Annotated in this window: 13 protein-coding genes; 7 read left to right on the top strand and 6 right to left on the bottom strand. The window is 67.3% G+C overall.

Annotation, left to right across the window (positions count from 1 at the left end):
* Nucleotides 1–359 precede the first annotated feature (359 nt).
* On the bottom strand, nucleotides 360–1,559 hold the full coding sequence (locus tag RS883_RS01200; protein WP_315761858.1) for a tyrosine-type recombinase/integrase: 1,200 nt from the start codon (nucleotides 1,557–1,559) through the stop codon (nucleotides 360–362).
* Nucleotides 1,560–1,953: 394 nt separating this feature from the next.
* On the bottom strand, nucleotides 1,954–2,370 hold the full coding sequence (locus RS883_RS01195) for a DUF1810 domain-containing protein (RefSeq protein WP_315761857.1): 417 nt from the start codon (nucleotides 2,368–2,370) through the stop codon (nucleotides 1,954–1,956).
* Nucleotides 2,371–2,440: 70 nt separating this feature from the next.
* Between RS883_RS01195 and RS883_RS01190 the strand changes: the two genes are divergently transcribed.
* Both RS883_RS01190 and RS883_RS01185 read left to right on the top strand, forming a co-directional pair.
* Nucleotides 2,441–5,776: an amidohydrolase family protein gene (locus RS883_RS01190; RefSeq protein WP_315761855.1), complete on the top strand. Its 3,336-nt coding sequence runs from the start codon at nucleotides 2,441–2,443 to the stop codon at nucleotides 5,774–5,776.
* 204 nt (nucleotides 5,777–5,980) lie between these two features.
* Nucleotides 5,981–6,142: a hypothetical protein gene (locus tag RS883_RS01185; protein ID WP_315761853.1), complete on the top strand. Its 162-nt coding sequence runs from the start codon at nucleotides 5,981–5,983 to the stop codon at nucleotides 6,140–6,142.
* Nucleotides 6,143–6,247: 105 nt separating this feature from the next.
* Here the strand turns inward: RS883_RS01185 and RS883_RS01180 are convergent, their stop codons facing one another.
* Nucleotides 6,248–7,537, bottom strand: a complete 1,290-nt coding sequence (locus tag RS883_RS01180) for an MFS transporter (RefSeq protein ID WP_315761851.1) — start codon at nucleotides 7,535–7,537, stop codon at nucleotides 6,248–6,250.
* Between the two features lie 386 nt (nucleotides 7,538–7,923).
* On the opposite strand from RS883_RS01180, the gene pgsA reads away from it, so the two are divergent.
* From pgsA to RS883_RS01165, 3 genes are read left to right on the top strand one after another with little or no spacing between them, the layout of a single operon-like run.
* A complete protein-coding gene (gene pgsA / locus RS883_RS01175; protein ID WP_315761849.1) occupies nucleotides 7,924–8,478 on the top strand; it encodes a CDP-diacylglycerol--glycerol-3-phosphate 3-phosphatidyltransferase in 555 nt (184 codons plus the stop codon).
* Nucleotides 8,478–8,735 (top strand): molybdopterin converting factor subunit 1, encoded by a 258-nt coding sequence (gene moaD, locus RS883_RS01170; protein WP_315761847.1) that lies wholly within the window; start codon nucleotides 8,478–8,480, stop codon nucleotides 8,733–8,735. The genes pgsA and moaD overlap by 1 nt, the downstream gene beginning before the upstream one ends.
* A complete protein-coding gene (locus RS883_RS01165; protein ID WP_315761845.1) occupies nucleotides 8,732–9,178 on the top strand; it encodes a molybdenum cofactor biosynthesis protein MoaE in 447 nt (148 codons plus the stop codon). Before moaD ends, RS883_RS01165 begins: the two co-directional genes overlap by 4 nt.
* Nucleotides 9,179–9,502: 324 nt before the next feature.
* On the opposite strand, the gene RS883_RS01160 is transcribed toward RS883_RS01165, so the two are convergent.
* Nucleotides 9,503–10,177, bottom strand: coding sequence for a fasciclin domain-containing protein (locus RS883_RS01160; RefSeq protein WP_315761844.1), 675 nt, complete (start codon nucleotides 10,175–10,177; stop codon nucleotides 9,503–9,505).
* Between the two features lie 108 nt (nucleotides 10,178–10,285).
* A complete protein-coding gene (locus RS883_RS01155) occupies nucleotides 10,286–11,209 on the bottom strand; it encodes a hydrogen peroxide-inducible genes activator (protein WP_315761842.1) in 924 nt (307 codons plus the stop codon).
* Nucleotides 11,210–11,363: 154 nt separating this feature from the next.
* Here RS883_RS01155 and RS883_RS01150 point away from each other — a divergent pair, with 154 nt between their 5' ends.
* Both RS883_RS01150 and RS883_RS01145 read left to right on the top strand, forming a co-directional pair.
* Nucleotides 11,364–11,906, top strand: a complete 543-nt coding sequence (locus RS883_RS01150; RefSeq protein ID WP_315761840.1) for a peroxiredoxin — start codon at nucleotides 11,364–11,366, stop codon at nucleotides 11,904–11,906.
* 124 nt (nucleotides 11,907–12,030) lie between these two features.
* Nucleotides 12,031–12,549: a carboxymuconolactone decarboxylase family protein gene (locus RS883_RS01145; protein ID WP_315761838.1), complete on the top strand. Its 519-nt coding sequence runs from the start codon at nucleotides 12,031–12,033 to the stop codon at nucleotides 12,547–12,549.
* A gap of 88 nt (nucleotides 12,550–12,637) precedes the next feature.
* Here the strand turns inward: RS883_RS01145 and RS883_RS01140 are convergent, their stop codons facing one another.
* Nucleotides 12,638–13,417 carry a sulfite exporter TauE/SafE family protein gene (locus tag RS883_RS01140; RefSeq protein WP_315761836.1) on the bottom strand — a complete coding sequence of 260 codons (780 nt, stop codon included), beginning with the start codon at nucleotides 13,415–13,417 and terminating at the stop codon, nucleotides 12,638–12,640.
* Nucleotides 13,418–13,443 lie beyond the last annotated feature (26 nt).

Below are 13,443 nucleotides of genomic sequence, written 5' to 3'. Positions count from 1 at the left end.
GCAATGTCTTTGTCAGAATAGAATTCGGGAGTCGCATTCATAACAGCCTCGTTCAACCGCTGATACGACGGACGGTAAAATCGGGCCGGAATGCTTCAGAGACTACTGTTTCAGCCACTCAACCCATGAAGGGCCACCCCAGTTAAAGACCCCCGTCGTAGGGCCAGCGCCGGAGCCTTGCGGCTGCTTCTTGTTTCGTCTCTCGACCCTCCGAAGAGGGCGATCCCAGTATCCTTTACTTTATGCGGCACCATGCCCCATGAACCGGATTATACCATGACCAATACGGTTTCGCAACGATCCGCAACCGGCATGGTCTTATGATAGACTTTGCTAGACTTTCACTTGGCAAATCAGGCTCATCCAAACATCGCCGCTGCCTCTTTGTCCCCGCGATCGACCGCATAGTGCTTCGCCAGCATCGCCGTTCCCGTGTGGCCCAGCCGCCCCGCAACCGTGCGAACGTCCACACCCTTGCCGATCAGGATCGTGGCATGGCTACGCCGCAGGTCGTGCAATCGCACATCCTTCAACCCCGTCGCCTTCCACAGTGCCGTCAGGGCGCGCTTCAAGGTCGTCAGGGACACAGGGAACAGGCGGGTATCCCCCGGCATCCGGTCTAGTCGTTTCAACGCCAGCAGAATGTCCCGCATCTCCGCCGTGCAGCTCACGTAGCGCGACTTGCCGTTCTTCGAATTCAGCACCTCCACCACGATATGGGCGTCGTCCACCAGCCGGACGTTCTCGGCTTTCAGGCCAAGGATTTCGGCCCGCCGCATCCCGGAGTTGTACGCCCAGGCGACATAGTGCCGCAGCCATCCCCTGATTCGCTGGGGTTGCTGCTCGCTCTTTTCGTCCTGCTCCCGTTCGATCCGTTCACAGGTTTCAAGGATCGTCTTCCACTCCTGCTCCGTCACGAAGCGTTGCCGTGGCTCGACGCCCCGAATCTTGTCGGCACGGGTAGCCGGGTTGCGGTCGATCAGGCCGACCCGCACGGCGTCATTCATGATCGCGTTGAATGTGCTGAGTTGCCGTTGGACGGTGGCAGGGGCGAGCGTGCCGCGTTGCTTCCCGATCCAGCGGTTCACATCGGCCACGGTGATCGCGTCCATCGCCTTCTTGCCGAACGTCGGGATCAACGCCGTGTTGATGTGCCCCTTGGTGACGCCATAGCCCTTCAACACCGGCTTCTTTCGCGCCAGCCAGTCCGTCGCATAGCTCTGGAAGGTATCGGCCTGTGCGGCCTCCAGCGGCTCGTTACGGTCGGCCAGCCCCTGCAAGCGGTCCCGTTCGGCCTCCAGTTGCTGCCATGTGAAGGAAGCCCGGTTGCCGACCTTGTGCTCGATCGACGCCCCGACCGGGATCGTCCGGCCATTGTAGACGCCTCCATGGGGCAGTCGGACCTTCACCCATGCCGTGTACGACTTGGCTCCCCGGAACAGGCCGATGCCGTCGCAATAGGCGGGGCGCTTGTCCATCTTGGCAGGAAGCGACGCTTCGAGTTTTTCGTACTTCGAATAGCGACCGGGACGCCCCGTTGGTCTTTTGATATCAGCCACTTGCCTGCCTCCCGCCTCTTTCCCAGTGGGGAATTCAGTGGGGTGTTATCAAAAATGGGGTATTTTGACCATGGATTTTCACCCCACCATATCCCCACTAGGAACGCTCAAAAACCCCTGTAACGGGGAAAAACCTCAGAAACGCGTGGGTTTACTAAGTGTCGGAAATGCGGGAACATCAGCAACGACAAGCACGTCTGAAAACGGCTGAAGCCGACCTTGCCAAGGTTGGGGTCGAGGGTTCGAATCCCTTCGCCCGCTCCAGCGCATCGCAGCGGAATAGCTGCGCTATTCAGCGAAAAGCGATGCGCCGGCCGGCGGTGGCACAGCCACCGACCGACGACGCGGCTTCGCCGCGGCGCGCCCTCTAATCTCCCCGCTGGTGCTTAGCTCGTCACCCCAACCGCGCCACCGTCGCCGTATCCGGCCCATCGAAGAACGCCGCCAGCGTCGCCTCCACCCGGTCGCCACCGCCGGCCGCCGCGAACAGCGTCAGCGACGAGCGCAGCTTCATCGCGTCGATCCCGCCCATGATCGCTTCCGCCGAGCGGCCGCGATGCGCGAGCAGCGCCTCGACGCATTCCAGATATCGCGGCCCGAGCACCGGATGCGACAGATAGGCGCGCGCCTCCTCGAGCGATGCGATCGCATAGGTCTGCGCCATCGAACTGCGTCCCAGACCCGCGATCTGCGGGAAGACGAACCACATCCAGTGGCTGCGCTTCTCGCCGGCGCGAAGCTCCGCGAGCGCGGTCGGATAGACCCCTTGCTGCGCGGTGACGAATCGCTCGAGATCAACGGCTTGAGCCATGGCATTGCCCTTCCCAGACCCGATGGTTACGCACGGCACCAAATAACGATCCAGTCGGGGAGCCCTGTCCATGCCGCGTACCGCCGTCTCGTTCATCGCCCTGTCGCTCGCGCTTGGCGCCGCGCACGCGCAGACCCCGCCGACCCAGACGCAGTCGCCCGTCGAGGCGACCGAGGCACCGGAGAACGAGGCGCGCCAGCCAGAGCAGAGCGCCGAGCAGCTTCCGACACCGCGCCCGGCGACCGTTGCCGCTCAGGCGCCGGCCGTGCCTGCCGACAAGAAGGCCAAGTGGGACGTCAACGCGCCCACGGGGGCGCAGCTTCGCCAGGCGCGGATCGACACCGACGAGGGCAGCTGGATGGACGTCGACGTCAGCCCGGACGGGCGGACGATCGCGTTCACGCTCTTGGGCGACATCTATACGATGCCGATCGCGGGCGGCACGCCGACGCGGATCGCGGAGGGGCTCGCCTGGGAAGTGCAGCCGCGCTTCTCGCCCGACGGGCGGCGCATCGCCTTTACCTCCGACCGGGGCGGCGGCGACAATATCTGGATCATGAACGCCGACGGCAGCGACAAGCGCCAGGTGACCAAGGAGGACTTCCGCCTCCTCAACCAGCCGAGCTGGTCGCCGGACGGCCAATATATCGTCGCCAAGAAGCATTTCACGACGGGCCGCAGCCTCGGCACCGGTGAGGTGTGGATGTACCATGTCTCCGGCGGGGCGGGCGTGCGGCTGGTCAAGCGGCCCGACGAACGGCACCAGAAGGAGCTGGGCGAGCCCGTCTTCGCGCCCGACGGCAAGAGCGTCTATTTCACGCGCAACGTCACGCCCGGCCCGATCTTCGAATACGCGCAGGATTCGAACACCGACCTGTTCCACATCGAGAAGGTCGACCTGGCGACGGGCGAGACCAGCGCGGTCGTGACCGGCAACGGCGGATCGGTCCGCCCGCAACCCTCGCACGACGGCAGCAAGATCACCTTCGTCCGGCGCGAGGCGACGCGGTCGACGCTCTATGTCCGCGACCTGGAGAGCGGGGCGGAGCGCAAGATCTATGACGCGCTCGACCAGGATGTGCAGGAAACCTGGGCGGTCACCGGCGTCTATCCCAACATGGCGTGGCTGCCCGGCGACCGCGAGATCGTGGTGTGGGCGGGCGGCAAGCTCAACCGCGTCGACGTCGAGAGCGGGCAGGCGCGCCAGATTCCGTTCCGCGTGAGCGACACGCGCACCGTGACGCAGGCGCCGCACCCTGAGATCGCGGTCGGCGAGGAACGCTTCACGACCAAGATGCCGCGCTTCGCCAGCGTCTCGCCCGACGGGCGGCAGGTGGTGTTCGAGAGCCTGGGCAAGCTCTATATCAAGCCGATGGCGGGCGGCGCCGCGCGGCGGCTGACGCGGGGCGGTGAAGGACGCGAGCTGTTTCCCGCCTGGTCGCCCGATGGCCGCACGATCGCCTATGTCGACTGGACCGATGCGGGCGCAGGCCGCCTGATGAGCGTCGCCGCGGCCGGCGGCACGGCCAGGGCGATCACGACGCGTGCGGGCCATTATGCGCGCCCGCGCTTCTCGCCCGACGGCGCGACCATCGTGTTCGAGGGCAAGGGCGGCCGCGCGGTGACGCTGCCGCAGTTCGCGAGCGAGCCCGGCGTCTATCGGGTCGCGGCCAGCGGCGGTGCGCCGGTGCTGGTCGCCAAGGGCATGGCGCTGCCGCAGTTCGGCGCCGCGAGCGACCGCGTGTTCATGGTGGGCGAGGACGGGGGCAAGCAGGTGCTCGTCTCGACCGACCTGTCGGGCGGCGCCAAGCAGACGCAATTCGTCGGCGAGCTGGCCACCAACTTCTCGGTCGCGCCGGACGGGCGGACCGCGGCGTTCATCCAGAATTACGAGGCTTATGTCGTGCCGCTGGTGCCCGGCAACCAGAGCCTGGAGATCGATCCCGAGACGAAGGCGCTGCCGGTGACGCGCGTCAGCGCCAACGGCGCCACTTACGTGGGCTGGTCGCAAAAGGGCGACCGCATTCACTGGACGACCGGCCCGACGCTGTTCACCGCCGAGCGTGCGCGGCTGTTCCCGCTGGCACCGCCGGGCGAGAACGCGCCGAAGTTCGCGGCGCCCACCGCCGGCCTCGACCTGTCGATGCCGGTCGAGGCGGCAAAGCCCAGCGGCACGGTCGCGCTGACGGGCGCACGGATCGTCACCATGGCGTCGGCGGACGGCGGCATCGTCGACGACGGCGTGATCGTCATCCGCGGCGATCGCATCGTCGCGGTCGGCCCGCGCGCCTCGACCCCCATCCCCGCCGGCGTGCGGACGATCGACGTCGCGGGCAAAACGATCGTCCCCGGCCTGATCGACGCGCATGCACATGGGCCGCAGGGCGACGACGAGGTGGTGCCGCAACAGAACTGGTCGCTGCTCCAGAACCTGGCGATGGGGACGACGACGATCCACGACCCGTCCTCGTCGGCGAGCGAGATCTTCGTGGCCAGCGAGATGCAGCGCGCCGGGCTGCTGACCGGGCCGCGCATCTATTCGACGGGCGAGATCATCTATGGTGCGCGCGCGGCCGACGTCTATGCGCGGATCGACAGCTATCAGGACGCGCTCGACCATGTCCGCCGGCTGAAGGCGCAGGGCGCGCATTCGGTGAAGAACTACAACCAGCCGCGCCGCGAACAGCGCCAGATGGTGGTCGCCGCCGCCCGGGCCGAGGGGATGCAGGTCGTCGCCGAGGGTGGGTCGCTGTTCGGCATGGACATGAACCTGATCGCCGACGGCAACTCGACGCTGGAGCACAACATCCCGCTCGAGAAGTTCTACGGCGATGTCGTGCAGATGTTCGGCCAGTCGGACACCAACTACACGCCGACGCTGATCGTCAGCTATGGCGGTCTGGCGGGCGAGTTCTACTGGCGTCAGGCGACCAACGTCTATGACAACCCGCTGATGGTGCACACGCCGCGCGACCGGCTGCTCGCCACCAACGCACGGGTGGTCAAGGCGCCCGAAAGCAACTTCGTCGACGACGACAATGCGCGCGAGGCGCATCGCATCGCCAAGGCGGGGCGGCTGGTGTCGATCGGTGCGCACGGCCAGCAGGCGGGCCTCGGCTCGCATTGGGAGCTGTGGTCGTTTGTCCGCGGCGGCATGACCCCGGTCGAGGCGCTGGGCGCGGGCACGATCCAGGCTGCCAAGTCGCTCGGCATGGCGCGCGACATCGGCAGCCTGGAAGTGGGGAAGCTCGCCGACCTGCTCGTGCTCGACGCCGATCCCACCACCGACATCCGCAACTCGGACAAGATCGCGCGGGTGATGCTGGGCGGCCGGCTGTACGACGCGCGCACGATGAACGAGGTCGAGACGGGGACGGCGAAGCGGTTGCCCTACTGGTGGGAGTGAGCGCCACGCTCAAAAGCCGTTCGTCCTGAGCCCTTCGACTGGCTCAGGACAGGCTTGTCGAAGGCCGTGTTCGAAGCGCTGCGCTTGATCGCACGTGCTTCGACAAGCTTAGCACGAACGGAGTGAGCGCGCCGTCCCGCCACGGGACGCGCGTTAACCGCAAACCGGCTTGAGCCAAATCGTAAACGGCGCGTTAACGGTGCCATGCGAACCAGCCTCGCCCCCAGCCATCCGCTCCGTCGCCGCCTCAAGCTGACGCGCGGCGACCGCGCCGCCAATGCCAAGCGCGCCGAGGATAGCGACCTGAAGCTGTTCGCGCTGAGCTTCGGCGCGTTCTTCGTCTGCTTCTACACCTTCTTGATCTGAGACGGCGCCGGCCCGCGCCCCCACTCCGTCTCCCAGTCATGATGCCGATGGGAGGCGGGGTGGGGGAGCGGGCCGGCGCCGTCATCCGGCGTCAGCCGGACAAATTCAATCGCAGGCGCGGTGGAGCTGCTGCGCGATCCAGGCGGACACCAGGCACATGCCCGCGACGACGAGCAGCATGTCGCTCGGCCCCACGCCGAAGGCCGTGAGCGCGATCACCGCCGCGGCACCCACGACCATCGCGCCGGCATTGACGACGTTATTCGCCGCCACGGTGCGCGCGGTCTGGTCCTTGGTCACGGTGGTCGTCAGAAAGGCATAAAGCGGCACGACGAACATGCCGCCGGTGATCGCGATCCCCATCAGCGTGCCGAGCACGAGCAGCGCCTGCGGGTGGGTGACGAAGTCGGCGAGGTGGTAGAGCTCACCCGCGGGCGCCGCCGTCCACAGCCGCGACTCGATCGAGAAGGCGACGACGAACGCCGCCATGCCGATCACGGACGCGGGCGCGTACTTGGCCGAGATTTCCGACTTCAGCATCGCGTTGATGATGACCGACCCGATCGCGACGCCGATCGAGAAGATCGCGATCATCAGGCTCGCGACGCGCTCGTCGGCGGTGAGCACGTTCTTGGCCAGCGGCGGGAAGACGACGATCAGGACGGCGCCGATCGTCCAGAAGAAGCTGATCGCACAGATCGCCAGGAACAGGCGGCGGATGTGCATCGTCTGGCGGATGAGCTGCCAGGAGGCGGTGAACGGGTTCCAGTTGATCGCGAGCTTCGGCCCCACCCGCGGTGCCGGCGGCACGTTCCGCCCGGCGACCAGGCCGATGCAGGCGACGATCACGACCAGCACGGCGGCGGTCTCCACCGCCACCCAGCCCGCCGTGACGGTGCCCAGCAGGATCGACAGATACGTCCCCGCCTCGACCAGGCCGGTGCCGCCCAGCACTTCGTCGCCCTCCAGATGCTGGGGCAGGATCGCGTATTTGATCGGCCCGAAGAAGGTGGAGTGGACCCCCAGCATCAGCACCGCCGAGAGCATCATGACGATGCCCGGCGTCGAATAGCCATGCTTGGCGATGATGAGGCCGGTCGCGCCGAAGATCATGATGCCGATCTCGGCCAGCTTCACCAGCCGGATGATCCGCGCCTTGTCATGCGTGTCGGCAAGCTGGCCGGAAAGCGCGGACAGGAGGAAGAAGGGGATCAGCGACAGCCCCGTCGCCAGCGCGTTGAAGTTCGATTCGGTCGCCGGGTCCTTGAACACCTGGTACGTCGCGAACAGCACCATCGCGGTCTTGAACAGATTGTCGTTGAAGGCGCCGAGGAACTGCGTGACGAACAGCGGGAGAAAGCGGCGCTCCTTGAGCAATCCGAGCGCGTTGATCATGCGGGAAACCGGCCTTGTTGGGAACGCTTGGCGACTTGGAGCGGGGGTGTAGCCCAGCCGGCGGGGGCGCTCAAGCGGGCGTGGCGCGGCGCCGCTGGCGGTGTCAGGGTCAGGACCCATTACTGGCAATGGCCGTGACGGAGCCGATGTGGCCGCACGGGTAGGAGCAAGGAGGGAGCGATGTATTCACATCGTGACTGACGCGCGACGCCGCCGTGCGGCCACAGCGGCCCGCCGCGAAGCGGTCGCCCGGAGCAGCCCGCCGAGCGTCGTCGCTTGCTTGCGCGTAGCGACAGCTACGCGACTGCGCTGCGCTCCTCGTCGGCGGGCTGCTCCGGGCGATCACGACCGTTGCCAGTAATGGGTCCTGACCCTAGGGGGCGATCATGCTGACGCTGCCCAACATCCTGACCCTGTCGCGGATCTTTGCGGTGCCGCTGCTCGTCGGCTTGCTGTGGTGGCCGCAATGGCAGGCGGGATATGCGCTCGCCTTCGTCCTCTACTGCGTGGTCGGGTTCACCGACTATCTCGACGGCTATCTCGCGAGGTCGCAGGGGACGGTGTCGAAGCTCGGCGTGTTCCTCGATCCCATCGCCGACAAGATCATGGTCGCGGCGGTGATCCTGATGCTGGCGTCGACGCGCGACATCGGCGGGGTGCACCTGATCGCGGGGCTCATCATCCTGCTTCGTGAGATCATGGTGTCGGGACTGCGCGAGTTCCTGGGCGGGCTGCGCGTCTCGGTCCCCGTATCGCGGCTCGCCAAGTGGAAGACGACGTTGCAGCTCGTTTCCCTGGGCGCGCTGATCCTGGCCGGGGCGACGCCCGACTGGCCGTTTGTGCGGGTCGTCGGGCTGGCGAGCCTGTGGGGCGCGGCGGCGCTGACGCTGGTGACGGGCTGGGATTACTTGCGCGTCGGCCTTCGCCACATGGACAGCTGATGGCGATCGAGATGCTCTATTTCGCCTGGGTGCGCGAGACGGTGGGCGTCGGCAGTGAGCGCGTCGACCCGCCCGCCGAGGTGACGAGCGTCGGGGCGCTGATCGACTGGCTGGCGGCCGGGAGTGCCGCGCATGCCGCCGCATTCGCCGATCGTGAGCGGCTGCGCGCCGCGGTGGACCAGCGGTTCGCGGGGCTCGACGCCCCGATCGCGGGCGCGCGCGAGGTCGCGATCTTTCCGCCGGTGACGGGCGGGTGATCCGCATCCGCGTCTCGCCCGAGCCGATCGACCTTGCCGAGATCGAGGCGGTCGAGGTGGCGGGCGCCGGCGCGGTGGCGAGCTTCGTCGGCCGGGTGCGCGCCGACGATGGCGTCGCGTCGCTGACGCTCGAACATTATCCCGGCATGACCGAGGCGGCGCTGGAGGCGGTGGCGCAGGCGGCGACCGAGCGCTGGTCGCTGTCGGCAGCGACGATCGTCCACCGGGTCGGCCCAATGGCGCCGGGCGAGCGTATCGTGCTGATCGCGGTTGCGGCGGCGCACCGCACCGCGGCGCTGGAGGCGTGTGCGTATTGCATCGACCGGCTGAAGACCGACGCGCCGTTCTGGAAGCGGGAGGCGACGGGTGCGGGCGAGCGGTGGGTCGAAGCGCGGGCGGGGGATGCGGATCGGGCCGCGGTTTGGGATGACGCGGGCGGGTAACGACTGCATGAGGTCGGTTCGAAGCCTTGGCATGCCTCGCTGAACTAACCAGCGTTCGGTTCGAGCGATGTCGAGAACCGGGCAACACGCGCTGGCACTGTTCGGCGCGCATCTCGACTTCGCTCGAAGCGAACGGATGGGGGCGAGGCGCACAATTCGCAACCGTTCGTCCTGAGCTTGTCGAAGGACGTGTACGGAGCGCTGCGCTTGCGCCACGTGCTTCGACAGGCTCAGCACGAACGGGGATTGAAGGCGATTGCCACCCCCACCAAAAAGGGCGCCGCATCGCTGCGGCGCCCCTTCCGGTGTTCAGGTAACGGGTGCTTACGAGCCCGAGCTCGCGGCCGCCGGCGCCAGCTTCGGCACGACCACGCCGTTCACGACATGCACCACGCCGTTCGACGCGGCGACGTCGGGCTGCGCGACGTAGCTCTTGTTGCCGCTGACGTCGGTCAGCGCGATCGCGGCGCCTTCCTCGGCGACGGTGAGCGGGCTGCCCTCGACGGTGGTCAGCGTGGCCTTGCCGCCGCCGGCCTTGATCTGCTCGCGCAGCTGCTCGAGCGTCACCTTGCCCGGCACGACGTGATAGGTCAGCACCTTGGTCAGCGTGGGCTTGTTCTCGGGCTTGAGCAGCGTGTCGAGCGTGCCGGGGGCGAGCCGGCTGAACGCCTCGTTCTCGGGCGCGAAGACGGTGAACGGACCCGGGCCCGACAGCGTGGTGCCGAGGTCGGCGGCCTTTACCGCGCTCGCCAGCGTCGTCAGCTTGGCGTTGTTCATCGCCGCGTCGGCGATCGTCCCGCCGGCGGCGGCGGGCGTCGAGGCGGCGGTGGTGGGATCGGCGGGCGCGGCCATCGCGCTTCCGGCCGGGGCAGCGGTCTGGGCGGTCGGCGCCGCGGTCTGGCCCGTGGGCGAAGCGGTCGTCGGCGCGGCGGTCTGCGCCAGCGCGAGGCTCGACGTCGCGGCGAGGCCGGCAGCGGCGAGAAGGGACAGGCGGTTCATGGAGGTCTCCATCGATCGAACAGAATAGGGTTGCGCGCCGCGGCGGGGGGGAGGGGGGAGCGACACGACGCGCGCCTAATCTACGTTCAAGCGCGCGGTTGGTTTCGCTTACCGGCTTTTGTCGGTACGATCCTGCGCGGCGGTGCGAAGCACTTCGGCCAGAAGGCGAAAGTCGCGCTCGCGTGGGCTCGCCTTGCGCCAGACCAGTGCGATCCGGCGGGCGGCGCGGTCGGCGTCGATCGGCCGCGCGTCGATGCCGGTGCCGCGCAGGATGCCCGCGCCGATCGCCATTTCGGGCAGCATCGTGACGCCCAAACCGTTCTCGACCATCTGGACGATGGTGTGGAGCGAGGTGCCGAGCATGGCGGCCTGCCCGCGCAGTTCGGGGCTGGCGCATACCGCCAGCGCATGATCGCGCAGGCAATGCCCGTCCTCGAGCAGCAGCAGCCGGGTCTCGTCGATATCCTCCGCCATCACCGGGCCGGAGCCGGGCAGCGTGTCGCCGCCCGGGAAGGCGACGAGCAGCCGGTCGTCGAACAAGGGCTCCACCTCCACCTCACCACAGGCATAGGGGAGCGCGAGGAGCACGCAGTCGGTGCGGCCGTGGTGCAGCGCCTCGCACGCGGGGCCGGTCGGCTCCTCGCGCAGGAAAAGCTTGAGCTCGGGATATTCCGTTCGCAGTTGCGGCAGAATCCGGGGGAGCAGGAAGGGCGCGATCGTCGGGATGACGCTCATCCGCATCTCTCCGACCAGCGGACGCCCTGCGGCGCGCGCGATCTCGCCCAGTTCGTCGGCCTCGCGCAGCACGCGCCGCGCCTTGTCGACGATGCGCTCGCCAAGCGGCGTGAAGCGGACGACGCGGCGCGTCCGCTCGACCAGCGTCACGCCGATCAGCGTCTCGAGCTCGCGAATTCCCGCGGAAAGCGTGGATTGCGTGACATAGCACGCGTCGGCCGCGCGCCCGAAATGCCCGGCATCGCGCAAGGCCACGAGATATTGCAGCTGCTTGAGCGTGGGCAGGTAGGTCGTCATGCGCCCCAGATGGATTGATCGAGTGGCTCGATCAATAGCCGCGAAAACGGCCATTGGATCAAAAGCGGACCGTCATCTAGTTGCAGTGCAGCGCAAATGATGCCGCAGCGCATCAGGCGCCTCCCCATCACCAGCACAAACAGGAGGCATTCCCATGCTGACCGTCGGCGACAAGCTCCCCGAATTCACCGTTCCCGTCCAGCAGGGCACCAGCGCGCTGCCCGCGGGCGAGACGCTCAGCCACGACGCCTTCCCCGGCAAGTGGAAGGTGCTGTTCTACTGGCCCAAGGACTTCACGTTCGTCTGCCCGACCGAGATCGTCGGTTATAGCGAGCTCAAGAGCGACTTCGAGGATCGCGACGCGGTGCTGATCGGCGCCTCGACCGACACCGCGCACGTCCACCTGGCGTGGCGCAAGTCGGATGCCGACCTTGCCAAGGCCGACTTCCCCTGGATCGCCGACAATGGCGCGGTGCTGGCGAGCGCGCTCGGCATTCTCGACAAGAACGAGCATGTCGCGTTCCGCGCGACCTTCATCATCGATCCCGACAACGTGATCCAGGCGGTGCAGGTCAACGGCCTGAACGTCGGCCGCAACCCCGCCGAGACGCTGCGCGTGCTCGACGCGCTGCAGACCGACGAGTTGTGCCCGTGCAACTGGAACAAGGGCGACGACGTCCTCCAGGTCGCGGCCTGATCTGATCGGGCGCGGGCATCGGCTCGCGCCCGCTAGCTTTCCGTCACCCCAGCGAAAGCTGGGGTCCCCCTGTCTCGGGGCGACCCCAGCCTGCGCTGGGGTGACGTATGTTTGGAGAATAGACATGTCGCTCAAGGAATTCGCGTCGGCGCTGCCCGACTATGCCAAGGACATCCGCCTCAACGTCGGTTCGCTGCTGAACGAGGCGGGGCTGAACGACCAGCGCAAGTACGGCACGATCCTCGCCTGCGCGCACGGCTCGGGCCACAAGCCGCTGGTCGAGGCGGCGGAAGCGGAATGCGCGCCCAAGCTGTCGCCGGAGGCGGCCAACGCGGCACGCGCGGCGGCGGCGGTGATGGCGATGAACAACGTCTATTACCGCTTTACCCACCTCGCCTCGAACGAGGAATATCGGACGATGCCGGCCAAGCTGCGCATGAACGTGATCGGCGCGCCGGGCATCGACAAGGTCGATTTCGAGCTGTTCAGCCTGGCGGTCAGCGCGATGAACGGCTGCGGCATGTGCATCGATTCGCACGAGAAGGTGCTGCGCAAGGCCGAGGTGTCGGCATCGAACGTCCAGGACGCGGCGCGCATCGCGTCGGTGATGAAGGCGCTGGCGACCATCCACGCGACGCTCTGATGCCCGACGTGCTCCCGCGAAGGCGGGAGCCCAGGGTCACGAGCGCTGCGCTGCTTGGCTCTGGGCTCCCGCCTGCGCGAGAGTACGATTACGCCGCAAAGAACCGATATACGCTGAACAGGCTGGTCGCGGTCAGGACGATGCCGACAAGGACCAGCAGCGTCTTGGTCGGCACGCGCTTGGCGATGATGGCGCCGAACGGCGCGGCGATCACGCCGCCGATCAGCAGGCCGAGCACCGGATGCCAGAATTCCGGCCCGAACCCGGTCGAGCCGATGCCGATCAGGAAGGTGATCGAGACCGAGACGGTCAGGAAGAACTCGACCGAATTGACGGTGCCGATCGTCGTGCGCGGTGTCGCGCCCTGAACGAGCAGGTTCGACGTCACCACCGGCCCCCAGCCGCCGCCGCCCGCCGCATCGAGAAAGCCGCCGGCGAGGCCCAGCGGCTCGATCACGCGCGGCTCGCGCTCGCGGTGCGGCGGATAGCGAAGGCCCCGCCACAGGAGATAGAGGCCGATCCCCGACAGATAGGTCATCACAATCGGCCGGGTGATGGAGGCATCGATCGACGTCAGCAGGTACGCACCCGTCACCCCGCCGATGACGCCAGGGACGAGCAGGCGCCAGAACAGCTTCCAGTTGACGTTCTTGTGAATGGCATGGCTGATCCCCGACACGCCGGTCGTGAAGCATTCGACCAGGTGGACGCCCGCCGATGCGGTCGCGGGGGGGACGCCGATCACGCTCACCAACAGGGTGCTGGAGATTACGCCGAACGCCATGCCCAGCGCGCCGTCGACGATCTGGGCCACCAGGCCGACCGCGACATAGGGCAGCATTTCGGCGAACTGGATGCCTTCGAACATGCGCGTCCTTATCAAGAGTGACACGG

The sequence above is a fragment of the Sphingomonas sp. Y38-1Y genome (genome assembly GCF_032391395.1).
In the GTDB taxonomy this organism is placed as follows: Bacteria; Pseudomonadota; Alphaproteobacteria; order Sphingomonadales; family Sphingomonadaceae; genus Sphingomonas.
Note: the sequence above shows the minus strand (reverse complement) of the source record. Positions and strands in the feature narration are given on the sequence as shown.